22 protein-coding genes and 1 tRNA gene are annotated in these 24011 nt (G+C 68.9%); 18 read left to right on the top strand and 5 right to left on the bottom strand.

The window, feature by feature from the left end; all coding sequences use genetic code 11:
* Positions 1–23 precede the first annotated feature (23 nt).
* The 3 genes from MRBLWH13_RS11130 (at position 24) to poxB (ending at position 4735) form a co-directional block, all read left to right on the top strand.
* Entirely contained in the window at positions 24–1490 is a 1467-nt protein-coding gene (locus tag MRBLWH13_RS11130) for an NAD-dependent succinate-semialdehyde dehydrogenase (protein WP_341955107.1), read from the top strand.
* A gap of 26 nt (positions 1491–1516) precedes the next feature.
* Positions 1517–2881 (top strand): NAD-dependent succinate-semialdehyde dehydrogenase, encoded by a 1365-nt coding sequence (locus MRBLWH13_RS11125; protein ID WP_341955106.1) that lies wholly within the window; start codon positions 1517–1519, stop codon positions 2879–2881.
* 129 nt (positions 2882–3010) lie between these two features.
* Positions 3011–4735: a ubiquinone-dependent pyruvate dehydrogenase gene (poxB, locus tag MRBLWH13_RS11120; protein ID WP_341955105.1), complete on the top strand. Its 1725-nt coding sequence runs from the start codon at positions 3011–3013 to the stop codon at positions 4733–4735.
* An 11-nt stretch (positions 4736–4746) separates the two neighbouring features.
* Here poxB and MRBLWH13_RS11115 read toward each other — a convergent pair whose 3' ends face one another.
* Positions 4747–7545 (bottom strand): hypothetical protein, encoded by a 2799-nt coding sequence (locus MRBLWH13_RS11115; protein WP_341955104.1) that lies wholly within the window; start codon positions 7543–7545, stop codon positions 4747–4749.
* A 27-nt stretch (positions 7546–7572) separates the two neighbouring features.
* Positions 7573–9396, bottom strand: coding sequence for an HSP90 family protein (locus MRBLWH13_RS11110; protein ID WP_341955103.1), 1824 nt, complete (start codon positions 9394–9396; stop codon positions 7573–7575).
* Positions 9397–9588: 192 nt separating this feature from the next.
* On the opposite strand from MRBLWH13_RS11110, the gene MRBLWH13_RS11105 reads away from it, so the two are divergent.
* From MRBLWH13_RS11105 to MRBLWH13_RS11070, 8 genes are all read left to right on the top strand, one after another.
* Positions 9589–9661: transfer RNA gene (locus MRBLWH13_RS11105), tRNA-Trp, on the top strand.
* Between the two features lie 39 nt (positions 9662–9700).
* Positions 9701–9973 carry a preprotein translocase subunit SecE gene (gene secE, locus MRBLWH13_RS11100; RefSeq protein WP_056312767.1) on the top strand — a complete coding sequence of 91 codons (273 nt, stop codon included), beginning with the start codon at positions 9701–9703 and terminating at the stop codon, positions 9971–9973.
* Between the two features lie 41 nt (positions 9974–10014).
* Positions 10015–11064 (top strand): transcription termination/antitermination protein NusG, encoded by a 1050-nt coding sequence (gene nusG / locus MRBLWH13_RS11095; RefSeq protein WP_341955102.1) that lies wholly within the window; start codon positions 10015–10017, stop codon positions 11062–11064.
* A 191-nt stretch (positions 11065–11255) separates the two neighbouring features.
* A complete protein-coding gene (rplK, locus tag MRBLWH13_RS11090; protein WP_056312763.1) occupies positions 11256–11687 on the top strand; it encodes a 50S ribosomal protein L11 in 432 nt (143 codons plus the stop codon).
* Positions 11688–11698: 11 nt separating this feature from the next.
* Complete coding sequence (rplA, locus tag MRBLWH13_RS11085; protein ID WP_056514047.1) at positions 11699–12388, top strand: 50S ribosomal protein L1; 690 nt, start codon at positions 11699–11701, stop codon at positions 12386–12388.
* Between the two features lie 161 nt (positions 12389–12549).
* Positions 12550–13368 (top strand): amino acid ABC transporter substrate-binding protein, encoded by an 819-nt coding sequence (locus MRBLWH13_RS11080; RefSeq protein WP_341955101.1) that lies wholly within the window; start codon positions 12550–12552, stop codon positions 13366–13368.
* A gap of 3 nt (positions 13369–13371) precedes the next feature.
* Positions 13372–14037: an amino acid ABC transporter permease gene (locus tag MRBLWH13_RS11075; protein WP_056312758.1), complete on the top strand. Its 666-nt coding sequence runs from the start codon at positions 13372–13374 to the stop codon at positions 14035–14037.
* Entirely contained in the window at positions 14024–14845 is an 822-nt protein-coding gene (locus MRBLWH13_RS11070) for an amino acid ABC transporter ATP-binding protein (protein ID WP_341955100.1), read from the top strand. Before MRBLWH13_RS11075 ends, MRBLWH13_RS11070 begins: the two co-directional genes overlap by 14 nt.
* 19 nt (positions 14846–14864) lie before the next feature.
* Here the strand turns inward: MRBLWH13_RS11070 and MRBLWH13_RS11065 are convergent, their stop codons facing one another.
* Positions 14865–15533, bottom strand: a complete 669-nt coding sequence (locus MRBLWH13_RS11065; RefSeq protein WP_341955099.1) for a LysE/ArgO family amino acid transporter — start codon at positions 15531–15533, stop codon at positions 14865–14867.
* 70 nt (positions 15534–15603) lie between these two features.
* On the opposite strand from MRBLWH13_RS11065, the gene MRBLWH13_RS11060 reads away from it, so the two are divergent.
* The 6 genes from MRBLWH13_RS11060 to MRBLWH13_RS11035 all read left to right on the top strand — a co-directional run bounded on the left by MRBLWH13_RS11060 (position 15604) and on the right by MRBLWH13_RS11035 (position 19803).
* Entirely contained in the window at positions 15604–16479 is an 876-nt protein-coding gene (locus MRBLWH13_RS11060) for a LysR family transcriptional regulator ArgP (protein WP_341955098.1), read from the top strand.
* Between the two features lie 247 nt (positions 16480–16726).
* Positions 16727–17350 (top strand): SipW-dependent-type signal peptide-containing protein, encoded by a 624-nt coding sequence (locus MRBLWH13_RS11055; RefSeq protein ID WP_341955097.1) that lies wholly within the window; start codon positions 16727–16729, stop codon positions 17348–17350.
* A 2-nt stretch (positions 17351–17352) separates the two neighbouring features.
* The gene (locus MRBLWH13_RS11050; RefSeq protein WP_341955096.1) at positions 17353–17970 is read left to right on the top strand and encodes a SipW-dependent-type signal peptide-containing protein; all 618 of its coding nucleotides are present in this window, start codon (positions 17353–17355) and stop codon (positions 17968–17970) included.
* A gap of 41 nt (positions 17971–18011) precedes the next feature.
* A complete protein-coding gene (locus MRBLWH13_RS11045) occupies positions 18012–18641 on the top strand; it encodes a signal peptidase I (RefSeq protein ID WP_341955095.1) in 630 nt (209 codons plus the stop codon).
* Positions 18641–19297: a hypothetical protein gene (locus MRBLWH13_RS11040; protein WP_341955094.1), complete on the top strand. Its 657-nt coding sequence runs from the start codon at positions 18641–18643 to the stop codon at positions 19295–19297. The genes MRBLWH13_RS11045 and MRBLWH13_RS11040 overlap by 1 nt, the downstream gene beginning before the upstream one ends.
* Positions 19294–19803, top strand: a complete 510-nt coding sequence (locus MRBLWH13_RS11035) for a hypothetical protein (protein WP_341955093.1) — start codon at positions 19294–19296, stop codon at positions 19801–19803. The genes MRBLWH13_RS11040 and MRBLWH13_RS11035 overlap by 4 nt, the downstream gene beginning before the upstream one ends.
* A 21-nt stretch (positions 19804–19824) precedes the next feature.
* Here MRBLWH13_RS11035 and MRBLWH13_RS11030 read toward each other — a convergent pair whose 3' ends face one another.
* A complete protein-coding gene (locus MRBLWH13_RS11030; protein ID WP_056514019.1) occupies positions 19825–20517 on the bottom strand; it encodes a YqaJ viral recombinase family protein in 693 nt (230 codons plus the stop codon).
* Between the two features lie 81 nt (positions 20518–20598).
* Positions 20599–21963, bottom strand: a complete 1365-nt coding sequence (locus MRBLWH13_RS11025; protein ID WP_341955092.1) for a glucose-6-phosphate dehydrogenase — start codon at positions 21961–21963, stop codon at positions 20599–20601.
* Between the two features lie 52 nt (positions 21964–22015).
* On the opposite strand from MRBLWH13_RS11025, the gene MRBLWH13_RS11020 reads away from it, so the two are divergent.
* Positions 22016–23809: a glycoside hydrolase family 15 protein gene (locus MRBLWH13_RS11020; protein ID WP_341955091.1), complete on the top strand. Its 1794-nt coding sequence runs from the start codon at positions 22016–22018 to the stop codon at positions 23807–23809.
* The last annotated feature ends 202 nt before the right edge of the window (positions 23810–24011 follow it).

The raw sequence follows: 24011 nt of genomic DNA, 5'->3' as shown, positions 1-24011 counted from the left end.
ACGTCCCCACAGAAAGAGATTCCATGAGCACTCAGACAGAGCAGGCGCTGCTCGACAGCATCCCCACCGGCCTCTTCATCGGGGGAGAGTGGATCGACGGCGAGACCGGCGGCACGTTCGACGTGCAGGACCCGGCGACCGGTGCGGTGATCCGCACGATCGCGGATGCGACCCCCGCCGACGGCATCCGCGCCCTGGATGCGGCCGTGGCCGCGCAGGACTCGTGGGCAGCCACCGCTCCCCGCACTCGCAGCGAGATCCTGCGCCGCGCATTCGACCTCGTGCAGGAGCACAAGGAAGACCTCGCGCTGCTGATGACGCTCGAGATGGGAAAGCCTCTCGCCGAGGCGCGCGGAGAGGTCGCCTACGGCGGCGAGTTCCTTCGGTGGTTCAGCGAAGAGGCCGTGCGCATCAGCGGTCGCTACGGAATCAACCCCGAGGGCACCGGCCACATGGTCGTCTCGCAGCGTCCCGTCGGTCCGTCGTTCTTCGTGACGCCGTGGAACTTCCCCTTCGCGATGGCGACGCGCAAGATCGCTCCCGCCCTCGCGGCAGGCTGCACCGTGGTGATCAAGCCCCCGGCACTCACGCCGCTGACGACGATCTTCTTCACGTCGCTGCTCGAGAAGGCCGGCCTTCCCGCCGGCGTCGTCAACGTCGTGCAGACCTCGAAGTCGTCGGCGCTGTCCGCCCCGATCATCGCCGACCCGCGCCTGCGCAAGCTGTCGTTCACCGGCTCGACCGAGGTAGGCCGCAAGCTCATCGCGCAGGCCGCCGAGGGCGTGCTGCGCGTGTCGATGGAGCTGGGCGGCAACGCCCCGTTCGTCGTGTTCGACGATGCCGACCTCGACAAGGCCGTGGACGGCGCGCTGGCTGCGAAGTTCCGCAACATCGGTCAGGCGTGCACCGCCGCCAACCGCTTCATCGTCCACAAGGACGTCGCCGAGGAGTTCGCCCGCAAGGTCACCGAGCGCGTCAACGCCATGAAGATCGGCCGCGGCACCGAAGAGGGCGTCGCCATCGGACCGCTCATCGACGAAGGTGCGGTCGCGAAGGCCGGTGAGCTCGTCGACGACGCCGTGGAACGCGGTGCCACGCTTCTCGCCGGCGGCAAGGCGCTCGAGGGAACCGGCACGTTCTACGAGCCCACCGTCCTCACCGATGTCGTCGCAGGCTCGGCGATCCTCCGTGAGGAGATCTTCGGACCGGTGCTCGCGATCGCGACCTTCGACACCGAGGACGACGCGGTCCGTCTCGCGAACGACACCGAGTACGGGCTCGTGTCGTACGTGTTCACCGAGAACCTGCAGCGCGGCCAGCGCATGATCGACAAGCTCGAGACCGGCATGATGGGTCTCAATGTGGGCGTGGTGTCCAACGCCGCCGCCCCCTTCGGTGGCGTCAAGCAGTCCGGCGTCGGCCGCGAGGGCGGTCTCGAGGGCATCCACGAGTACCTGTCCACCAAGTACACGCTGATCCCGGTCTCCTGACCGGTCGGCCCAGAGGAGGAGAGAACATGACCGATTACGCCGTCATCAACCCCGCCACCGGAGAGACGCTGGCGTCCTTCGACACCTTCACCGACGCGCAGATCGAGGAGGCCGTGGCAGCTGCCGATGAGGCGCACCGCGACTGGTCGCGGTCGTCGACCGTGGCGGAGCGCGCAGCGCTGCTGCGCCGTGCGGCCGAGCTGCACCGCGAACGCCGTGAGGCGCTCGCCGACGTCTTCGTGCGAGAGATGGGCAAGCCCCGCGAGGCCGCGCTCGGCGAGGTCGACTTCGCCGCCGACATCGCCGAGTACTACGCCGACCAGGCAGAGGCGATCATGGCCGACCAGCCGATCGCGATCCTCGGAGACGGCACGGCGATCGTCCGCCGCTCATCGCTCGGACCGCTCGTCGGCATCATGCCGTGGAACTTCCCGGCGTACCAGATCGTCCGCTTCGCGGCGCCGAACCTGATCGTCGGCAACACGATCCTGCTCAAGCCCGCACCGCAGTGCCCCGAGTCGTCGACTGCGATCGAGGCGATCTACCACGACGCCGGATTCCCGAAGGGCGCCTACCAGAACGTGCTCGCGACGAACGAGCAGATCGCCGACATGATCGCCGACCCGCGCGTGCAGGGCGTCTCGCTCACGGGATCGGAGCGCGCCGGAGCCGCGGTCGCCGAGATCGCCGGACGCAACCTCAAGAAGGTCGCACTGGAGCTCGGCGGATCCGACCCGTTCATCGTGCTCTCCACCGACGACCTCGACGCCACCGTGCAGGCGGGCGTCGACGCACGTCTCGATAACAACGGCCAGGCCTGCAACGGAGCGAAGCGCTTCATCATCGTCGACGACCTCTACGACTCGTTCGTCGAGAAGTTCACGGCTGCGATGGCCGCGGTGACGGCGACCGACCCGATGCTCGATGACACCGTGCTCGGCCCGGTCTCGTCCGAGACTGCGGCCGAGAACCTGCAGAAGCAGATCGACCAGGCCATCGAGCAGGGGGCGACGCTGCTGACCGGAGGCACCCGTGAGGGGGCGTTCTTCGCGCCGACCGTGCTCGCCGACGTGACGCCCGAGATGAACGTCTACCGCGAGGAGCTCTTCGGCCCCGCGGCGGTCGTCTACCGGGTCGCCGATGAGGACGCCGCGGTCGCCCTCGCGAACGACACCACCTTCGGTCTGGGCTCGTACGTCTTCACGACCGACGCCGAGCAGGCCGAGCGCGTGGCCGACAACATCGAGGCGGGCATGGTCTACGTCAACCTCGTGCTCGCCGACAGCCCGGAGCTGCCTTTCGGCGGCATCAAGCGCAGCGGCACCTCGCGCGAGCTCGGCCACCTCGCCGCCGACGAATTCGTCAACAAGAAGCTCATCCGCATCGGGTGAGCGACGGCGTCACGGAGGGACGGATGCATCGGCATCCGTCCCTCCGTCGTCTTCGCCGTTCAGCATTCGGAGAATGGACGTTCGACGGATGCCGGAGCCCGCACCGGCCCCCGGGCGTAGGTTGGAAGCATGGCAACCGTCGCAGCGAACATCGTCAAGACTCTCCGCGCGAACGGGATCGACCGTGTCTACGGCCTCCCGGGCGACTCCCTCAACGGGTTCACCGATGCGCTCCGCAAGGACGGCGGCATCCGATGGGTGCACGTGCGACACGAGGAGTCCGCGGCGTTCGCGGCGGCGGCGGATGCGGCGCTCACGGGTGAACTCGCGGTGGTGGCCGGTTCGTGCGGCCCCGGCAACCTGCACCTGATCAACGGCCTCTACGACGCCAACCGCTCGCGGGTGCCGGTTCTGGCGATCGCGGCCCACATCCCGACCACAGAGATCGGCACCGGATACTTCCAGGAGACCCACCCGCAGGAGCTGTTCCGCGAGTGCAGCGTCTACGTCGAGTACGTCGCCGACCCCCAGCAGATGCCGCGCCTTCTCGAGATCGCGATGCGTGCGGCGATCGAGCAGCGGGGAGTCGCGGTGCTCGTGATCCCCGGCGACGTCGCGCTCTCCGAGATCGCCGACGACCGCGCCGTGGTGATCGAGCGCGCGCATCCCGTGGTGGTGCCGAGCGGCGATGAGCTCGAGCGTGCAGCCACTCTGCTGAACGCCTCGAAGAAGACGACGATCCTCGCCGGCGCAGGTGTCGAGGGCGCCCACGATGAGGTCATCGCGCTCGCCGACCGGCTCGGCGCCCCGATCGTGCACGCCCTCCGCGGCAAGGAGTTCATCGAGTACGACAACCCCTTCGACGTCGGCATGACCGGACTTCTCGGCTTCGCCTCGGGGTACCGTGCGATGGAGGCGGCAGACACGCTCCTGGTGCTGGGCAGCGACTTCCCCTACGAGCAGTTCTATCCCGAGCACGCCACGACCATCCAGGTCGACATCCGCGGCTCACAGCTGGGCAAGCGGCATCCGCTCGACCTCGGTCTCGTCGGAGACGTCGGAGCGACCGCCGCCGCACTGCTGCCGCGTCTCGCCGAGAAGAGCGATCGCGATCACCTCGACGACTCGACCGCGCACTATCGCAAGACCAGGGCCAAGCTCGACGACCTCGCGACCCCGACGAAGGCGGGCCGTCCGATCCACCCGCAGTACCTCGCCCGACTGCTCGACGAACAGGCGGCGGATGACGCGATCTTCACCGCAGACGTCGGCTCGCCGACCGTATGGGCGGCCCGGTACCTGTCGATGACCGAGAACCGACGGCTGATCGGCTCGTTCACGCACGGGTCGATGGCCAACGCGCTGCTGCACGGCATCGGCGCGCAGGTCTCGCATCCTGATCGGCAGGTCGTCGCACTCGCCGGTGACGGCGGGCTCGCGATGATGCTGGGGGAGCTGCTGACCCTCACGCAGAACAGGCTGCCGGTGAAGACGATCGTCGTGAACAACTCGTCGCTGAACTTCGTCGAACTCGAGATGAAGGCCGCCGGCTTCGTCAACTACGGCACGTCCCTCGACAACCCGAGCTTCGCGGCGATCGCCGAGGCCATGGGAATCTTCGCGCGCCGCGTCGAGAACAGCGAGGACCTGCCGGAGGCCGTGCGAGAGGTACTCGCGCACGACGGCCCTGCGCTGCTCGATGTCGTCACGGAGCGGCAGGAGCTGTCGATGCCGCCCGCGATCGAGGCCGCGCAGGTCAAGGGCTTCGCGCTGTACGCGATCCGCACCGTGATGTCGGGCAAGGGGGACGAGCTGCTCGACCTCGCGCGGGCGAACTGGCGTCAGTTCCTCTGAGCCTCGGCGCCTCAGCTCTCGAGCAGCGCGCGCGCTTCCGCGGCCTCGACGTGACGGCCGAGTGCTTCGAGCAGATCGCCCAACTCGAGAGCCGACACCTGACGGAGCGGCGGATGGTCGGTCGCGTGCTCCAGCGCGCTGCGGTAGATCGGCACGGCATCCGCGGCGCGCTCATCTCCCGCGAGCAGACGCGCGGCGAACAGCTCTGAGCCACCGGCAGAACCTGCATCACCGACCGCGGCGAATCCGTCGGCAGCGGTCAGCGCGGCGGCCACGGCCTCGTCCGTGCGGCCGAACTGCGCGAGCGCGCGGCCACGCGAGTCGGTGACGTCGGCGAGCAGCCAGCCGGCCTCGTGCTCCCGGGCGAGCGCTGCGACCTCGTCGAAGAGGGCGAACGCACGGTCGTCCTGCCGTGAGCCGTAGGCCTGACCCAGGTTGTGCAGGACGTCGGCGAGGGCGCCGACCGCATCCGGGGCGTTGCGGACGATCTCGGCTGCCGTCTCGAGCGACTCGATCGCCTCGTCGTTCTCCTCGAAACGGGCGAGGATCTTCGCGCGCTCGGTCAGCGCCACGGCGTGATCTGCGTGCTCCTCCGCCTCGCCGAAGAGCTGTGCGGCGTATCCGAAGGCGCCGACGGCCTGCCCGAACTCGCCGGATGCGCCCAGCGCGCGGGCGAGGAGAGATGCCGTCATCGCGCGCGATGCGGGGTGCACCTCGGCCTGCTCCTCGCTCTCGAGCACCTGGCCGAACAGCTCAGCGGCGACCTCCGCGTCGCCCGCAGCGAGCATGGCCCGCGCGAGACGGAAATCGGCCCCCGTCTGATCGCCGCCCTCCTGTGCGACGAGACGGGACGTGACTCGGTAGCGGGTGACGGCCTTCTCAGGGTCGCCCGCGTCCTCCCAGAGCGCTCCGGCGAGCAGGTGCGCCGCAGCGAGGGCTTTGGTCGCTCCGAGGCCCGCCAGCAGGCGTGACGCCTCGTCGGCGTCCGATGCGCCCTCCACGAACGCCTCGCTGCCGCCGCGCACTCTGGCGCGGGTCTGCAGGGCCTGCGCGCGGTGACCGATGCTGAGGTCGTCCTGGGCGAGGAATCGATCCAACAGCGCGGATGCCGCCTCGATGTCGTTCTTCTGCAGCACGGCCGCGATCGCGATCAGCGTCGTGGTGTTCGACAGACGGGCGTCGCCGGCCTCGGCGAAGGCGCGGGCGGCGATCTCGGCCATGTCGAGGGCGGCGCTCGGCTCTTCGGCATGCATGTGCAGCGAGGCACGGCTGATCGCCAGGTCGCCGCGGGACCACGCGGGAAGGGCTGCGGCGGTCGCGAGCTCGTCTTCGAGGGCGGATGCCGCGTCGGGGGTGTTGAGGCCGAAGGTCGCGAGGCCGAGCCGCTGCTCGAGGTCGGCCTGCGCATCGAGCCCTGCGGCCCGCAGCGCGTCGATCCGTGACGGGAGCAGCTCGGCGGCTTCGTCGGCGCGATCGAGCGCGATCAGGATGCCGAGGCGCATCGACATGAGCTGGGCGAGCTTCGACGGATCCTCCACGGCGAGCGCGTGCGGGAGCGCCTGCAGCGTCTCGTGCTCGGCCCCGAACTGGGCGAGGTCCATCACGCGGTCGAACCAGGCATCGGCGTCGGCGGGAATCGTCGCGTCGGGAGCAGCGGTGAAGGCATCCGATCTGATGGGGACGTCGTAGTGCTCGGTGGCCAGGGCGCGAGTGCGGGCGAGTGCGCGCGAGTGCCCCTCGGTGCCGTCGCGGCGGTCGAAGTCGGCGCCGATGCGCTCGGCGGACGCCCAGGCGGCGGCAGCGAGCTCTGCTGCGCCCCAGGTGCCGTCGTGCTCGCCGAAGAAAGCGGTGAGCGCAGGAGCGTCGGCTCCTCGCACCGGGGTGTCGCCATGGCCGGTCGCCGCCACACGGTCGAGCGCGAACGCGAATGCGGCGAGGGCGGCGAAATGCGCGTCGACGTTGAGACCGTCGTGCGCGAGCCACGAGATGTGCCGCTCGATCTGCGCGAGAGCGCGGGCCTCGTTGCCGGTCAGCGCCGAGAACACGATGTTGTTCGCGACGATCCGCAGGTTGTCGGGGTTGTCCTTCGCCAGACGGTAGCTGCGCAGGTGCGCGCTCTTCGCCTCGTCGAGGCGCCCGGCGCGCAGGTACGGCACGAGCACGCGTGAGAGGGCGTGCTCAGGCTCCTCTCCGCACGAGAACCCGCCCTCGAGCATCTCCTCGATGAGCCGGATCGCCTCCGCCTCACGATCGGTCTCGGCGAAGAAACCGGCGACCTGACTGCGGCCGCACGCGTCGCAGTGGCTGTGGTCGTCTCGGGGTGTCGCCTCCAGCTGCACGCGCAGCGCCTCGGCCTCGTCGAGGCGGCCGGCATCCCAGGCATCCTCGAACCGTGCGGTGAGCACTCCGCTGAGACCGAGCCCCGCGGTGCGGTAGTGCGCCTCCATGTCATCGAGCACCGCGGCGATCTGCTCGACCGAGAATGCGGGCGACGACCTCAGTGACGACGCCATCCACTTGAACTGCCACATCAGATCGGCGCCGCCGTACTCCAGATCGGCCGGGAAGCGCTGCGGGTCGGCGTCATGCCGGGCGAGGCACCACGCGAACGAGTTCAGCATCACGTCGGTGGCGCCGTTCATGTTCGCCGATGCGGTCTGGCGCATGCGGGCCTCGTACTCGAGGCGCTCGTCGCCGAGTTCGACGGCGAGGGCGACGGCCTCGGCCACGAGCGTCTGCTCGGCGGGGCCCCACGGGGTGCGGTCGATCTCCTCGATGAGCTGCGTGAAGCGCTTCTGCGGACGTGCCATGCGGGGTTCCTTCGGACGGAGGGCGGATCAGAGCGCGTCGCCGAAGGGGACCGAGTCCTCTTCGACGCCTGCCGAGAGCGAGACGAGGTCGGCGAGCGCCGTGGACATGAGGGCGCGGTCCGCGTCGGAGAGCGGATGGTGCCCGGCCAGGAGCGCCTGGATGTAGAGCAGCTGCACCGTGCGGGCGAACACCGCGTCATCCTGCACCCGCACCAGGGCGCGCACGACCCGGTTCGACCAGTTCAGGCAGAGCCGTGCGCTCAGGTCGTCGTCGCGTGATGCCGAGAGCGTCGAGTCGATGCGGTCGAGCACCCCGCCCCACAGCGAGCCGGTGATGCCCTTGGTGCGGCCGCGGTCGATCCGGCGGAGCACCTCGGGGTCGGCCACGTAGAGGACGGCGAGCTCCGGCTGGTCGATCGAGCGCACCGTGACCGAGCATCCGGATGCCGTCAGCACGGCTCCGGCGCGGGCCTCGAGCGCGACGGCGGTGTCGCGGTCGTCGAGCGGAGGAGGGTCGAGACGGTCGAGCTCGCCGGTCACGTCGACGAGTTCGACGGTGATCTGCGGGTAGAGATCGGGGAGCATCCGCACGAGGTCGGCGTCGTAGAGGTACCCGCCGTTGACCAGCACTTCGGAGCTGGGGGAGATGCCGGCGACCTGACGGAACTCGTCGACCGTCGGGGCGAAGCGCACATGCGGGAACCGCTCGACGAGATCGCCGATGCGCATCGTGCCGTGGGTGGTCTCGAGAGTCAGCCAGCGGGTGATGAACCGCGCGAGCTCCTCATCGTGCCGCACCAGCGACTTCAGCCCCACCTCGTGGATCGCGACGAACTGGGCGAGCCGGTGCGGCTCGCGCAGACCCAGCTCGAGCACCCAGCGACGGATGCCCGCGCCGAACTGCTCGCGCACGCGCTCCAGTGCCGCGTCGTCGACCAGGGACTCACGACTCGCGGTCGGCGCGAGGCCGGTCGAATCGACGACCGCCCGCACGAAGAAGGCCCACTCGGGCAGCACGTCGTCGACGCGCTCGCCCAGCAGCATCCTGCCGAGGTACATGCGCGTCGCCTGCCGCGCGCCCGGCGGGGGAGCGTACGGGAGCACGTAGGCGAGTCCGCGCGTGCCGGTGGCGGGCTCGGAGAGTTCGATCACGTCGAGCGGTGAGGCGCCGAGGAGGTCGCGCCCGTACTGCACGGCGCCGTCGACGTCGTCGGCGGCGTCGAGGAACGGCGCGCGGCGGGTCACGTCGACGTCGCCGTTCGGAGAATCGATCGTGACGCGAACGGGGAGGAACTCGGCGAAGGTCGACGCCAGCTCGCGAACGGCCGCGGGGCGCAGCAGATCATCGGCATCGAAGCGGGGCACGAGGTGCACGCTCGTGCCGATCGGCAGGTCGTCGTCGATCTCGACCACACGGAACGTCCCGTCGGCGCTGCCCGTCCACTCGACGGCCTGGCCGCCCCGCGCGCTGCGCGAGCGGATCACGATCGTGTCGGCGACCATGAAGCAGCTGAGCAGGCCGATGCCGAACTGGCCGAGGTAGTCGCTGCGGGGAAGGTCGAAGATGTCGCGCTTCGAACTGCGTCCGACCGTCGCGAGAAGGTCGGCCACCTCACCGGCGGTCAGGCCCACGCCGTCGTCTCGCAGGACGAACTCGCCGGAGGCCTCCGTCAGCGGCGTGATGCGGATGCGTCCGCCCTCGCCGTCGACCTCGCGTCGGGCCGTGATCGCGTCCCTGGCGTTCTGGAGGAGCTCCCGAAGGTACACCCGAGGGCTCGAGTAGATGTGACGACTCAGAAGGTCGACGACCCCGCGCAGGTCCACCTGGAACTGCTGCACGTCAGCGCTCACTGCGCTCCCTCCGGTTGCATCCGCCCGCCGAGCCTAACAACAACGCCCCGGCCGGGCCCGGTTCGGCACCGGCCGGAGGATGCCGTATGCTTGACGAGCAGTTGTTGTCTGCATTCTTTCGCCGTGCCCCGGTCCTTCCGGTCCGGTTGCGGTGGCAGGATGAAGATGACACCCCGAGACCTCCCGGTCTCTAGGGCGGTAGCTCAATTGGCAGAGCAGCGGTCTCCAAAACCGCAGGTTGCAGGTTCGATTCCTGTCCGCCCTGCGCGTCAGCACACGCTGACACACGAAAGGTACATTCAGGATGGATCAGGACGAACCGCGCGGCGAGGTCGTCGCGTCAGGAGCCACCCGCGAGAAGAAGCGTGGCATCGCAGGCTTCTTCGGGAGCATCGCCCTGTTCTTCCGTCAGGTCATCGCAGAGCTGCGCAAGGTCGTCACGCCGACCCGCAAGGAACTGGTCAAGTTCACTGCGGTGGTGCTCGTCTTCGTTCTGATCGTCATGGGCATCGTCTACGGACTTGACACCCTGTTCGCCTGGGTGACACACATCGTCTTCGGGGTTCCGGGCGCCTGACGCCTTCGCGGCCCTGGCCGCAGTGATTGGAAAGAAGCAACGTGTCTGAACGATATTCCGACGACGCCGACTGGGCGACGGCTGCCGAGCAGTCCAGCGAAGAGGACGAAGCCCAGGAGGGCAACGTGCTCGCCGCGGAAGAGAATTCCGTCACCCCTGCTGAGCACGTCGCCATCCACATCGAGGACGTCGACGCCGAGGGCGACGCCGAGATCCAGAACGACGACACCGACATCGAAATCGACGACCCGGAGGCTGACGCGATCGTGAACGACGCTCTCAATCTGGACGAAGCGGCTGAGTCTGAGGCTGCCGCTGAGGTCCTCAACGACTCTGTGGCGGAAGAGACCGCCGAGCTCGAGGCCGCTGAGGCCGACGAGGTCACCCCGTACGACGGTCCCGACCTCGGCGCCGATGACGAGCAGACCGACGACGACGCCGAGTCCGATGAGGACGAGGACGCCGAGGAAGACCCGTACGAGGCGTTCCGTCTCGACCTGCGGATGCTCCCGGGCAAGTGGTACGTCATCCACTCGTACGCCGGTTTCGAGCGCAAGGTCAAGGCGAACATCGAGCAGCGCAAGTCGACGCTCGAGGTCGAGGACGAGATCTACCAGATCGAGGTCCCGATGGAGGACGTCGTCGAGATCAAGAACGGCCAGCGCAAGATGGTCACCCGCGTGCGCATCCCGGGCTACGTGCTCGTGCGGATGGAGCTCACGGAGGACACCTGGTCTGTCGTGCGCCACACTCCCGGTGTCACCGGCTTCGTGGGCAACGCCCACAACCCGACCCCCCTGCGTTTCGAAGAGGCCTTCAACATGCTGAAGTCCCTCGTCGAGGTCAAGGACGCCCCGACCGCGAAGAACATCGCGTCCAAGGGCGGCGTCGCCGTCGCTCGTCCGCTTCCGGCCGAGGTCGACTTCGAGGTCGGCGAGACCATCACGATCAAGGAGGGCTCGTTCGCGGGTCTTCCCGGTTCGATCAGCGAGATCAAGCCCGAGAGCGGCAAGCTCACGGTGCTCGTCTCCCTCTTCGAGCGTGAGACCCCGGTCGAGCTGTCGTTCGACCAGGTCACCAAGATGGTCTGACACACTCTTTTCACGAGAACGGCCGTCCCTTTCGGGGCGGCCGTTCTCGCGTTCCCGGCATGCCTGCCGATCAGGTAGACTTGTCTGGTTTGTGTGCCGCTTCGGTGTGCGCGCAGACGACCGCAGCCCGGAGATGCCGGGTTCGCGGGAGAGCGGATGCACCCGCATCCGTTCGATGAAAGGAAGAGGATATGGCACCGAAGAAGAAGGTGACCGGCCTGATCAAGCTTCAGATCAACGCCGGTGCAGCCAACCCGGCGCCGCCGATCGGCCCCGCGCTCGGTCAGCATGGCGTCAACATCATGGAGTTCTGCAAGGCGTACAACGCCGCGACCGAGTCGCAGCGCGGCAACGTCATCCCCGTCGAGATCACTGTCTACGAGGACCGCAGCTTCACGTTCATCCTGAAGACCCCGCCGGCCGCGGAGCTCATCAAGAAGGCAGCCGGCGTGCCCAAGGGCTCGGCGACGCCTCACACGGTCAAGGTCGCGAAGATCACCAAGGACCAGGTCCGTCAGATCGCTGAGACCAAGCAGGCCGACCTGAACGCGAACGACATCGAGGCTGCCTCGAAGATCATCGCCGGCACCGCCCGTTCCATGGGCATCACGGTCGAGGGCTGAGGAGAATAATCATGGCTACGAAGTCCAAGGCTTACAAGGCTGCCGCCGAGAAGATCGAGGCAGACCGTTTCTACACTCCCACCGAGGCAGTCGCCCTCGCCAAGGAGACCGGCTCGTCGAAGTTCGACTCGACCGTCGAGGTCGCGCTGAAGCTCTCGGTCGACCCCCGCAAGGCAGACCAGATGGTGCGCGGCACTGTCATCCTGCCCCACGGCACCGGTAAGACCGCCCGCGTCATCGTCTTCGCCACCGGCCCCGCGGCCGAGGCGGCGATCGCCGCAGGTGCAGATGAGGTCGGCGGCGCCGAGCTCATCGAGAAGGTCGCCGCAGGCTGGACCGCGTTCGACGCGGCCGTCTCGACCCCGGAGCTCATGGGCCAGGTCGGTCGTCTCGGAAAGGTCCTGGGTCCGCGTGGACTCATGCCGAACCCGAAGACCGGCACCGTGACCCCCAACACGGCCAAGGCCGTCGAGGAGATCAAGGGCGGAAAGATCGAGTTCCGCGTCGACAAGCACGCCAACGTGCACTTCGTCGTGGGCAAGTCGTCGTTCTCCGCTGAGCAGCTCGACGAGAACATCGGCGCAGCGCTCGAGGAGATCGTCCGCCTCAAGCCGTCGAGCTCGAAGGGCCGTTACATCCAGAAGGGCGCCGTGTCGACCACGTTCGGCCCCGGCATCCCGCTGGACGTCAACTCCATCTGAGTGTGATTCCAGAGAGGCCCCCGCAGCACGCGGGGGCCTTTCTGCATCCCCGGACGACATCGAGCGTCATCGGATGTTGGGATGAGAGGCGGATGCCACGTACTGTGGGTGAGTTCCGCGCCACAGCACTCGCGCCTCACACCGCACCCCAGGAGGGTCACATGTCCCGTCGCCTCATCGCCGTCACCGCACTGGTCGTCGCCGCCGCCGCACTCACCGCCTGCAGCGGCAGCACCTCGCCCGCCGAGAGCAGCTCGAGCGAGGAGGGCGCGGGCGACGGCTTCGGCCTCGTCAAAGACGGCGTCCTCACGGTCGCCACTGAGGGCACCTACCGCCCGTTCAGCTTCCACGACGACGGTGGCACGGGCGACCTCACCGGTTTCGACGTCGAGATCATCCAGGCCGTGGCCGAGAAGCTGGACCTCGAGGTCGAGTTCCAGGAGACTCAGTGGGATGCGATCTTCGCCGGCCTCGATGCAGGCCGCTTCGACGTGATCGCGAACCAGGTCAGCATCAACGACGAGCGCGAGGAGAAGTACCTGTTCAGCACTCCGTACACCGTCTCGCCCGGCGTGATCGTGGTCCCCGAGGACGACGACTCGATCTCGTCGTTCGACGACCTCGAAGGCAAGACCACCGCGCAGTCGCTCACGAGCAACTGGTACGAGCTGGCCACCGAATCGGGTGCCACCGTCGAGGGCGTCGAAGGCTGGGCACAGGCGGTCGAGCTCGTGCGCCAGGGTCGCGTCGACGCGACCGTCAACGACAAGTTGACCTTCCTCGACTACGAGACCACCAACAGCCCCTCCGGACTGAAGATCGCCGCCGAGACCGACGATGCCGGTGAGCAGGCGTTCGTGTTCACGAAGGATAAGACGTCTCTCGTCGAGGCGATCGATGGAGCCCTCGAAGAGCTCCGCGCCGACGGGACCCTGGCGGAGATCAGCGACAAGTACTTCGGCGAAGACGTCACCCAGTAATCCATGGAGAACCCTTGGCAGCTGTTCCTCGACTCGCTCGGGCCCATCGCCCTGGCAGGGGTGACGGTGACGGTTCCGCTCGCGCTGATCTCATTCGCCGTGGGCCTGGTGATCGCCGTCGGCGCTGCGTTGATGCGCATCTCGGTGAACCCGATCGTCTCGGGCATCGCCCGGTTCTACATCTCGGTGATCCGCGGAACGCCGATGATCGTGCAGCTGTTCGTGATCTTCTACGGCCTCGGGTCGATCGGGCTCAAGATCGACCCGTGGCCGAGCGCGATCATCGCGCTGTCGCTCAACGTGGGCGGCTACGGGGCCGAGGTCGTGCGTGCCGCGATCATCTCGGTGCCGAAGGGCCAGTGGGAGGCCGCCTACACGGTCGGCATGAATCGCACGCGCACGCTGACGCGCATCATCCTGCCGCAGGCCGCCAGGGTCTCGGTGCCGCCGCTGTCGAACACGTTCATCTCGCTCGTGAAGGACACGTCGCTCGCGTCGCTGATCCTGGTGACCGAGCTGTTCAAGGTGGCGCAGCAGATCGCGTCGGCGACACTGGAGTTCATGGTGCTCTATCTCGCCGCAGCACTGGTCTACTGGGTGCTCTGTCTCGTGCTGTCGTTCGGGCAGAGCGCGCTCGAGAGGAGGCTCGACCGCAATGTCGCCCATTGACCCCACGCCTTCGGGTGAGCCCACGACCGACGCGCTGCTGACCGCGCGCGGTCTGCACAAGCGCTTCGGCGACAACGAGGTGCTCCGCGGCATCGACCTGACGCTGCATCGCGGCGAGGTCGTGGTGCTGATCGGTCCCAGCGGATCAGGCAAGACGACGGTGCTGAGGGCGCTCAACGGGCTCGAGACGCCGGACTCCGGCACGATCGTCGTGGCCGGGGGCCCTGACATCGACTTTGCACCGGATGCGCCGGTGAAGCAGCGCGTGCGCAAGCAGAAGCGTCTGGCGCTGCGCGACCGTTCGGCGATGGTCTTCCAGCATCACAATCTCTTCCCGCATCTCTCGGTGATCGAGAACGTGATCGAGGGGCCGTGGCGCGTGCAGGGGCGCCCCAAGGTCGAGGTGATCGCCGAGGCTCGTGTGCTTCTCGCAAGGGTGGGACTCGCCGACAAGGAGAACGCGCGTCCGCACGAGCTCTCCGGCGGGCAGCAGCAGCGCGTCGGCATCATCCGCGCTCTCGCACTGCGCCCCGACCTGCTCCTGTTCGACGAACCGACCAGCGCGCTCGACCCCGAGCTCGTCGGCGAGGTGCTGCTCGTGATCAAGGAGCTCGCCGACGAGGGCTGGAGCATGGTGGTCGTGACGCACGAGCTGAGCTTCGCGCGGGAGGCGGCTGACCGCGTGTTCTTCATGGACGCGGGCGTCGTCGTCGAAGAGGGGCCGCCCTCCGAGATCTTCGGGGCTCCGCAGCATGAGCGCACTCAGAGATTCCTCACTCGCATCCTGCGTCCGCTCGACGGGGACTGACTCCCCGCCAGGAACGCACTCAGCCGCCGAGCACAGGCAGCACCAGGCTCACGGCGAGCGTGATCATCACGACGGCGATCAGCGCGTCGAGGAGGCGCCATGACCGCTCGGTGCGCAGCCAGCGGCCGACGTAGCGCGCGCCGAAGCCGAGAGCCGTGAACCACAGGATGCTGGCGGCCATCGCTCCGGCGGCGAACAGCCACCGCTCCTCGCCGTGGGTGGCGGCGATGGAACCGAGCATCAGCACGGTGTCGAGGTAGACGTGCGGGTTCAGCCACGTGAGCGCGAGCACCGTTGCGATCACAGGCACGAGGGAGGTGCGGGTCGCGGTGCGCGTCGCGGTCGGGGCGGATCCCGACGACGGCGAGACGCTCCCCGCATCCTCGGTGTCCACTCGCAGCTCCTCGCCCCCGCGCCACGCACGGCGCGCGGCGATGACGCCGTAACCGAGCAGGAACAGGGCGCCGGCCCATCGGGCCACGACCACGAGCCAGGGGGCGGCGGAGATGACGAAGCCCAGCCCGGCGACGCCTGCGGCGATCAGCAGTGCATCGGAGAGGGCGCAGATGATCACCACCGCAAGGACGTGCTCGCGGCGGATGCCCTGGCGCAGCACGAAGACGTTCTGAGCGCCGATGGCGACGATCAGGGAGAGGCCGAGACCGAGGCCTGCGAAGAGGGAGAGCATGGTTCCACGCTAGACATCGCTGAGCGTCAGTGCCAGCGAGGATAACTACCGAACCATTAGCATCGCTAATGTGAAGATCGACCCCGAGCTCGCCGCCACCGTCGCCGCCGTCGCGGATGAAGGAACCCTCGACGCGGCGTCTCGGGCACTGCGCGTGACTCCGTCTGCGGTCAGCCAGCGGCTCAAGGCGCTCGAGGAGCAGCTGGGGCGCGTGCTCGTCGTGCGCACGAAACCGGTGCAGCTGACAGAGGCGGGGGAGGCCGTCGTGCGGCTCGCGCGACAGATCGCACTGCTCGAGCACGACGCACTCGCCGGGTTGGGGCTCGAGGGCGGCGACGCTTCGCGCACGCGCATCCCCCTCGCGGTCAATGCGGACTCGATGGCGACCTGGTTCCTGGCCCCGCTCGCACGTCTCTCGGCAGAGTATGACCTCGACTTCGATCTGCATCGGGATGACCAGAACTTCACCGCGCGGCTTCTCGAATCGGGCACGGTGATGGCCGCGGTCACGAGCGAGGCCGAACCGGTGGCAGGATGCTCGGTCGCACCGCTCGGGGTGCTGGAGTACCACGCGATGGCCGAGCGGCGCTTCGTCGAGCGCTGGTTCAGCGGGGGTGTGACCCCCGAGGCCCTCGCGGCGGCGCCGTTCGTCGACTTCGATCGGCGTGATGCTCTGCAGCATGAGTGGCTCGCAACCATGGGGGTGCCGCATCAGGGGGTGCCCAGGCACTACGTGCCGGCATCCGCCGACTATGCGCTGGCGGTGCGTCTCGGGCTGGGGTGGGGCATGGTGCCACTTCTGCAGCGCGAAGACGGGCTGGTGGCGATCGGCGGCCCCCCGCTGCGAGTGCGGCTCTACTGGCAGCAGTGGAACCTGCGCTCGGCGCTGCTCGACACGATCGCCGCCGAGGTCGCGAGCGAAGCGCGGCGCGTTCTCGCGAGGTGACCGCGACCGGGGGAGGTCGGATTCGAGCGGTATCGACATACCCCATCCGCTCGACAGGTTCTCAAGACACCTGGACGTTTCATGCTCCGATAACGTGAGAAATGTTCAATCGTGATCCGCATGCCCTTGATTTGCGCGCACTCGTGGACAAAACTGACCCGAACGAACTGAACATGTGGATGCAGGCCACTGAGGGGCGGCCATTCCCAGGCATCCGCGCGTCGGAATTCCTGAGGGGGAATGTGCAATGTCAACGAAGGACACGCAACGCAAGGTTCTCGCAGTGCTCGCTGGAGGGCTCGTGCTCGGCGTCGGGATCGGGGTGACCCTCGCGGCGTGGAACGACTCGGAGTTCGCGACCGGCACCTTCACCGCCGGATCGTTCAACCTCGAAGGATCCACGACCAGCGCGACCACCGGATACGACGACCACAACGTCGACAACGGCGACACCGCGGCATCGCTCGTGTTCCAGCTGCCGGCCGTCGCCTCGTCGATGTCGCCCGGCGACGTCGTGTACGCGCCCTTCTGGGTGCGCCTCGACGCCACGACGACGAACTCCGCCACCCTGCTCCCCGCGGGGATCACCGCGGGCACGGGCGGCAACGAGGCGAACCTGTCGTACGCGGTCACGGCGATCGCCGCCGGCGACACGTGCGGTGCCGCAGCCACCGGAACCGTCGTCGCGAGTGGCGCCACGCTCAGCGACCAGACGGGTGCCACCTCGGTGCCGCTCGCCGAGGGCACTCCGGCGGGAACTGCGGGAACCCCCGTGCAGCTGTGCTTCGCGGTGACCGCCGGTGCAGGGCTCACCCAGGGCGCTGCGGCGACCGCGACGTGGGAGTTCACCGCCACCTCGACCGCGGACTGATCATGGCCGACACCCGCCGAGGCATGCGGGAGGGGAAGCGACTGCGCTCCCGTCGGATACGCGCTCTGCTCGCGGGCGGACTGGTGTTCGGCGTCGGGGCGACGATGACGCTCGCCGCGTGGAACGACTCGGAGTACGGCAGCGCGACCTTCACCGCCGGACGCTTCGACATCGTCGGCGCGACGGATGGCACGACGTTCTCGAGCCACCCCGTCGGCACCCCGGCGACGCTGTCGTTCAGCACACCCTTCAACGCCATGGCGCCCGGCAACACGGTGTACGCACTGTTCAGTGTGCGCACGGCGAACCCGTCGGTCGCGGGAACGCTGCAGCTGAGCGTGACGTCCACGGCGGGTACCGGACTCGGGACCTACCTCCGCTACGGCGTCCGCTCGATCGCCGGGACGACGTGCAACGGCACCACCTACTCCGCGGGAACCGCAGTCGTGCCGGACAACTCGACGATGGCGACAGGGGGGACCGGCACCCAGGCGGTCGCGGCGAACGGAGGCACGACCGTCAATTACTGCATCGCGGTCACGCTCCCGGCGACGGCTGACAACGGTGCTCAGGGGCTGACCGCGATCCAGACCTGGCAGGTGGCCGGCACGTCGTCGTGACGGCGGCGGGCGGCGGCAGGAGAGAAGCGGAAGGGGCGTCGATGAGCACACCGACGAGGCGGAGTCTGCGCGAGCAGGCCGCATCCGTCGGCATGCCCGCGAGCCCGCGGGACGCTCCAGCGCCATCAGGCTCGACGCGAGGGAAACGGCGAGGCGTCGGTCGGGTGCTCGCCGACATCCTGCTGTGGGTCGCGGCGATCGCCGGAGTGGTCTGCATGGTCCTGGTCGTGCTCGCCCTCACCGCGAACATCACCCTCATCATGTTCCGCACCGGATCCATGTCGCCGACGATCCCCGCCGGATCCGTCGCGGTGGTGCAGGAGGTTGCGGCATCCGAGATCGAGGTCGGAGACGTGGTCACGGTCGACAGGGTGGGCGACCTTCCGGTCACCCACCGCGTCACCTCCATCTCGCCGGGGGCGAGCGACGCCGAACGGGTGCTCACGATGCGCGGAGACGCCAACGCCGGCGACGATCCGTACCCGTACACGGTGCAGACGGTGCGGGTCGTGCTGTTCTCGGTGCCGGGGATCGCGTCGGCGATCGTCGCGATGGGCAACCCCTACGTGCTCGGTGGGCTCACGATCGCAGCGACCGCGCTCGTCGTGTGGGCATTCTGGCCGCGCTCGTCGACTGCACGGCGCCGAGGCGTCCCAGAGGAGCCGGGCTGATGATGTGGGGGAGCGGAAGACCGGTGGTCGTCGCGGCCCTCGCCGTCGGCCTCGTCGTCGCGGCGACTCCCGCCTGGGCCGCCCCCTCGACCCAGGTCGTTCAGGGAGACGTGCTCCGTCTCGTCTCCGTCGCCGACTGGGATGCCGCGTCGAGCCTGTTGCCGGGCCAGCCCGTGCAGTGGGATGTCACTGTCAGCGCCGAGGCTCCCGATCCGGGAACGGTGACAGTGGGCATCAGCGCGAGCGGCGACGCGGCCCTCGTCGTCGACGCTCTCGAATGCGCAGAAGCGTGGGAGGCGACCGGATGCGCGGGGGGAGCGGTGCCGCTGAAGACCGGCTGGGCGATACCGCGCGACGGCATCGAGGTGCAGCTCCTCGAGACCGCAGACACCGAGGTCACCCACCTGAGGTTCGTCATCGCGCTCGCCGGGGAGGATCTCGGCAGCACGCAGGTGCGGGTGCACGCGCGAGGCGCCGGAGAGTCCGCGGTGATCGGGCCCGACGGCGGCGGACTCGCGACCACCGGCATGCCTCCGACCGCACCCTGGTTCGTCGCCGGGGGCGTCATCCTGGTCGGAGCGGGGGTCGCATCGATCGCCGTGCGCCGCCGGCGGCTGCTCGCTCGCGCGGGGGTCGCTCGCGAGGACGAGTCATGAGCGTACGGCGGCGGCACCGCATCCTCGCCGGCGTCGCCGGAGCGGCACTCCTCCTCGGCGTCGGGATGGTGCCGGTCGCCCAGGTAACGGATGCCGCGTTCACCGACTCGGAACACGGGCGGGCGACGATCACGGCGTTCACCGTTCCCCCGCCGACCGTGATCGCGTGCGCCGTGACGAACAACGGCCTGGGCATCTTCCAGAGCGTCAGGATCGACTGGACGTCGCCCTACCCGGCGACCGGTGTCCGACTCACACTCACGCAGGGTGCGACGACCGCGACGGTGCCCGCCGCCAACATCTCGACGTCAGGGCCCGCCGGCGGCCTCTACACGCATACGGCTGTGCTCACCCAGGCCCTGCTCACGAGCCTCATCTCGAACCTGCTCGGCAGCACGACGACGATGACGGCGACCAACCTTCTGGTGGGCACGACGTGGGTGTCGGCCGGAGCATCCCGCCAACTCTCCATAGCGCTGCTCGGTCTCAACGCCTCGTGCACCTGAGTGCAGGCGGTGTGGGAGCGCTCAGTCGGCGAGGGCGAGCGCGCGGAAGGCATCGCGCTCACGGAGATGCTCACGGCGGCTGGCCGCTGCGGCGGCCGTGGCCTCCGCGATCCGAGCCGGCACCTGCAGGCCGGTGGTGCGGCGATAAAGCTCGTCGATGAGGTCGGTGGCGAGGCCCACGAGCTTGGCGATCTCGCGGTCGTCCCGATCGATCCAGACGCAGCGCGGCTCGTCGTGGATGGGGGCGAAGTCGACGTGCTCCTCCCAGACGAACAGTGTGCGCTCGGCGCCCAGCACGTGCTGCTGCCACCACACCTGACGGAGGTAGGTGCGGGGGATGCCGCGGAACGCTTTGTTCGTGGTCTTGATCTCGGCGAGCTCGACGCGTCCGTCCGCATCGACGGCGATGCCGTCGGGAGTGGCGAGGTGGCGATGCTCGACCTCTGCGCGGAACAGTGCGGAGGAGGGAAGGATGCCGTGCGTCGCCGCGACCCACGCGGCGATCTCGGGCTCGCGCCGGCGGCCGTGGTCTGTGTACGCGTTGCCGCCGAAGCGGGGGCCGCCACCGAGCTTCGAGTCGGCCGCTCGGATGATCGACCTCTCGCTGGTGAGTCCTGCCACATCCGTCGCGGTGATCCCGCGTGAGCGGGCCCGCATCCAGGCAACGCGGTCGCGGGAGTCCGCGACGATGCGAGCGTGGAGTTCGGGGGTCACCCATCGAGCGTAACCCCGGTCGGGGACTCTCGTTCCCCGTACACGCCGCTCGCCGGCATCCCTCCTGCGTGCGGCTCGCTCTCAGTCGAGTGCCGGCCAGCCCTCGGGGCCGAGCGAGCCTGCGACGTAGTCCTCGAGAGGAACGTCGTCGCGCCCCCACGCGTCGAGGATCGGCGCCACGATCCGCCACGACTGCTCCGCGGCATCGCCGCGCACGGACAGCATCGGGTCGCCGTCGAGGACGCCGGACAGCACCTCGGCATAGGCCTTGAGCGCCCCCTCGCCGAGCTCTGCCGACAGGGCCGCCCGTTCCAGCTCGAACGGATCCTCCGACGCGTTGAGGTTCAGTTCGAGCGACATCCGGTCGGGGCCCAGGGAGAACCGCAGCACGGCGCCGGCCGATGAGCCCGTGAGTCCGCGCGGAACGTGGCGGACCGAGCGGAATCGCACGACGATCTCCCTGGCCGGTGTCCCGAGAGCCTTGCCGGAGCGCAGCCGGAACGGAATCCCGGCCCAACGGCTGTTGCGCACCTCGAACGTCGCTTCGGCGAGGGTCTCGGTCCGGCGCCCGGGGTCGACCCCCGGTTCGTCGACATATGAGGGCTTCGCCGTGCCGTCGATGTCTCCGGCCGTGTACCTCGCCCGACGTGACGATGCCACCGGGTCGTCACCCCATACCGAGGTCGCGCGGAGCACGGCACCCGTGGCCGCACGGAAGTCGACCTCGTCGAGCGTGGTCGGCTCCTCCATCGCCACCACCGCGAGCACCTGGAGGAGGTGGCTCTGGATCATGTCGACCAGTGCGCCGGCTGCGTCGTAGTAGCCCGCGCGTCCCTCCAGTGCGAGCGATTCGTCGTAGACGATGTCGACCGACTCGATGCTCTCCGCCGACCACAGGGGCTCGAGGATGCGGTTGGCGAAGCGCGCGCCGAGAAGATTGAGGGTGGTCGAGCGGCCGAGGAAGTGGTCGACCCGGAACACCTGGCTTTCCGGGACGAGTGCCGTGAGCGTCCGGTTCAGTGCTCGCGCGCTCTCCTCATCGGTGCCGAACGGCTTCTCCATGACGAGCATCGCTCCGTCCGGCAGCATCTCGGGGGTGAGCGCCTCGATGGATGCCGCGGCCACCGACGGCGGCACGGCGAAGTAGATCGCGACCTGCCCTGTGCGATCCTGCAGCAGCGCGCGCAGATCGTCCGGCCGGGTGATGTCGGTGCGCACGTACGTCACGTCGACGTGCGACGCGGCCTTCTCCGCATCCATCGATGCGAACGACGAGCGGACTACGGACTCGAGATCAGCATCCGTCCAATCCTCACGGTCGGCGCCGACGATGCGCACCGCACGGGAGGGCTCCCGAGTCAGCAGCTGTCCGAGCGCCGGAAGGAGGAGCCGGGAGGTGAGATCGCCACCGGCTCCGAGGATCACGAGCGTCGTCGCATCGGCCATGGTCCCACCGTAACCCGTCCACAGGGTCCGGCAGTCGTGCCATGATCGGTCGATGCCCGCTCCCATCGAGGACTACGCCCTGCTCAGCGACTGCCGCACCGGTGCGCTCGTCTCGAAGGAGGGCAGCATCGACTGGCTCTGCCTTCCGCGCTTCGATGCGCCGTCGCTGTTCGGAGCGCTGCTCGGGGAGGCGAGCAACGGATGCTGGAGCCTGCGGCCGCTCGATGCCGCCGCGACCTCGCAGCGCCACTACGTGTCGGACACGTTCATCCTCGTCACACGATGGGAGACCGCCGACGGCGTGGCGGAGGTGCACGAGTTCATGCCGCTGCAGTCCTCGCGCAGCGATGTCGTGCGCCGGATCGTGGGCATCTCGGGTCGCGTCGAGTTCGTCACCGAGCTGCGGATGCACTTCGACTACTCCCGCAGGCTTCCCTGGGTGCGGCAGGTGGGCACGAGCGAGGAGCCGGCTCTGCGCGCGACGGCCGGGCCCGAGGCGGTGATCGTGCGCGGCGTGCGGCTCGTCGCCGAGGATCACCGGCACCGGGCGGAGTTCATCGTCTCGGCGGATGAGACCCGTGATCTGATTCTCAGCTGGTTCCCCTCGCACGAGCATTCGCCGGCGGCCCTCGACGTCGACGACGCGATCGCCGCCACGCGATCGTGGTGGCAGGGGTGGGCGAGCGGGATCCAGCACGACGGCGCATACCGCGGCGAGGTCGTGCGGTCGCTGCTCGTGCTGCGGGCTCTCACGAACAAGGACACCGGCGGGATCGTCGCCGCCGCCACGACGTCGTTGCCCGAGGAGTTCGGCGGCTCGCGCAACTGGGACTATCGCTTCGTCTGGCTGCGGGATGCCGCGCTGACCCTCGAGGCGCTGATCGCGCACGGGTTCCTCACCGAGGCGCACCACTGGCGGCGGTGGCTGCTGCGCGCCGTGGCCGGCGAGCCGAACGAGGTGCAGATCATGTACGGGATCGCGGGGGAGCGGGATCTCATCGAGCGCGAGCTCACGAGCCTTCCCGGCTACGGAGGCGCGGCACCGGTGCGGATCGGCAACGGCGCGGTCGACCAGTATCAGGGCGACGTGATCGGCGAGGTCCTGGTCGCTCTGGAAGCAGCTCGGATCGCAGGCCTCGAGGAGGGCGACTTCTCGTGGCCCCTGCAGCGGGCCCTCATCGAGCAGGTGATCGCGTCGATCGACCGCCCCGACAACGGCATCTGGGAGATCAGGGGCGAGCCGCAGTGGTTCACCCATTCCCGGGTCATGATGTGGGCGGCGCTGGACCGCGGCGTGCGCGCCGTGCGGGAGCACGGGCTCCCGGGCGACGCCGACCGATGGGCGGTGGTCCGCGACGGGCTGCGGCGCGAGATCGACGAGCGCGCAGTGGATGCCGATCAGGGGTACTTCGTCCAGCACTACGGGTCGGCCGAGGTCGACGCCTCGCTGCTCGTCCTTCCGCAGGTCGGGTACTGCGCCCCCGACGACCCGCGGATGCTGCGGACGGTGGAGCAGATCGAGCGCACCCTGCTCACCGGCGGATTCCTCTGGCGGTACCGTACGGAGTCCGGTGTCGACGGGCTCGACGGAGGAGAGCATCCCTTCATCGCCTGCAGTTTCTGGCTGGTCGAGCAGTACGCGACGAGCGGCCGTGTCGACGAGGCCCGAGACCTGATGGCGCGGCTGATCGAGATGACGAACGACCTCGGCCTGCTGTCGGAGGAGTTCGACGTCGCGAACACGCGGCAGGCGGGCAACACCCCGCAGGCGCTCTCGCATCTGAGTCTGATCCACGCCGCCGACGCGCTCGGGGGCCACGGGGGCCGCGCGGCTCATCGCCGGTGATCCGCCGGATTTGGGAGAGCGGATGCGGTGAGGTACAGTGGGATCAACCGAAGACCGCTGGTCATCGTCATGCGCGCAAGCGCAAGAGGATTGAAGCTCTGCTCAGCAGGGGCCCGCGCAGGACACGAACTTTCCAAAGCTCCGTGCGCTTGCGCCGGAGCTTTTCTGTTGCCAGGGGTCGGACCCGGTGCCTCACCGCCGT

This window comes from Microbacterium sp. LWH13-1.2, from assembly GCF_038397735.1.
Taxonomy (GTDB): Bacteria; Actinomycetota; Actinomycetes; order Actinomycetales; family Microbacteriaceae; genus Microbacterium.
Note: the sequence above shows the minus strand (reverse complement) of the source record. Positions and strands in the feature narration are given on the sequence as shown.

Bases quoted from the DNA above. Each gene is read 5' to 3' on its own strand.
- MRBLWH13_RS11115 (WP_341955104.1), bottom strand. From the start codon at position 7,545: ATGGCACGTCCGCAGAAGCGCTTCACGCAGCTCATCGAGGAGATCGAC.
- MRBLWH13_RS11025 (WP_341955092.1), bottom strand. From the start codon at position 21,963: ATGGCCGATGCGACGACGCTCGTGATCCTCGGAGCCGGTGGCGATCTC.
- MRBLWH13_RS11065 (WP_341955099.1), bottom strand. From the start codon at position 15,533: ATGCTCTCCCTCTTCGCAGGCCTCGGTCTCGGCCTCTCCCTGATCGTC.
- MRBLWH13_RS11050 (WP_341955096.1), top strand. From the start codon at position 17,353: ATGGCCGACACCCGCCGAGGCATGCGGGAGGGGAAGCGACTGCGCTCC.
- MRBLWH13_RS11125 (WP_341955106.1), top strand. From the start codon at position 1,517: ATGACCGATTACGCCGTCATCAACCCCGCCACCGGAGAGACGCTGGCG.
- MRBLWH13_RS11035 (WP_341955093.1), top strand. From the start codon at position 19,294: ATGAGCGTACGGCGGCGGCACCGCATCCTCGCCGGCGTCGCCGGAGCG.
- MRBLWH13_RS11040 (WP_341955094.1), top strand. From the start codon at position 18,641: ATGATGTGGGGGAGCGGAAGACCGGTGGTCGTCGCGGCCCTCGCCGTC.
- rplK (WP_056312763.1), top strand. From the start codon at position 11,256: ATGGCACCGAAGAAGAAGGTGACCGGCCTGATCAAGCTTCAGATCAAC.
- poxB (WP_341955105.1), top strand. From the start codon at position 3,011: ATGGCAACCGTCGCAGCGAACATCGTCAAGACTCTCCGCGCGAACGGG.
- MRBLWH13_RS11045 (WP_341955095.1), top strand. From the start codon at position 18,012: ATGAGCACACCGACGAGGCGGAGTCTGCGCGAGCAGGCCGCATCCGTC.
- MRBLWH13_RS11070 (WP_341955100.1), top strand. From the start codon at position 14,024: ATGTCGCCCATTGACCCCACGCCTTCGGGTGAGCCCACGACCGACGCG.
- secE (WP_056312767.1), top strand. From the start codon at position 9,701: ATGGATCAGGACGAACCGCGCGGCGAGGTCGTCGCGTCAGGAGCCACC.
- MRBLWH13_RS11130 (WP_341955107.1), top strand. From the start codon at position 24: ATGAGCACTCAGACAGAGCAGGCGCTGCTCGACAGCATCCCCACCGGC.
- MRBLWH13_RS11075 (WP_056312758.1), top strand. From the start codon at position 13,372: ATGGAGAACCCTTGGCAGCTGTTCCTCGACTCGCTCGGGCCCATCGCC.
- MRBLWH13_RS11020 (WP_341955091.1), top strand. From the start codon at position 22,016: ATGCCCGCTCCCATCGAGGACTACGCCCTGCTCAGCGACTGCCGCACC.
- MRBLWH13_RS11055 (WP_341955097.1), top strand. From the start codon at position 16,727: ATGTCAACGAAGGACACGCAACGCAAGGTTCTCGCAGTGCTCGCTGGA.
- rplA (WP_056514047.1), top strand. From the start codon at position 11,699: ATGGCTACGAAGTCCAAGGCTTACAAGGCTGCCGCCGAGAAGATCGAG.
- MRBLWH13_RS11080 (WP_341955101.1), top strand. From the start codon at position 12,550: ATGTCCCGTCGCCTCATCGCCGTCACCGCACTGGTCGTCGCCGCCGCC.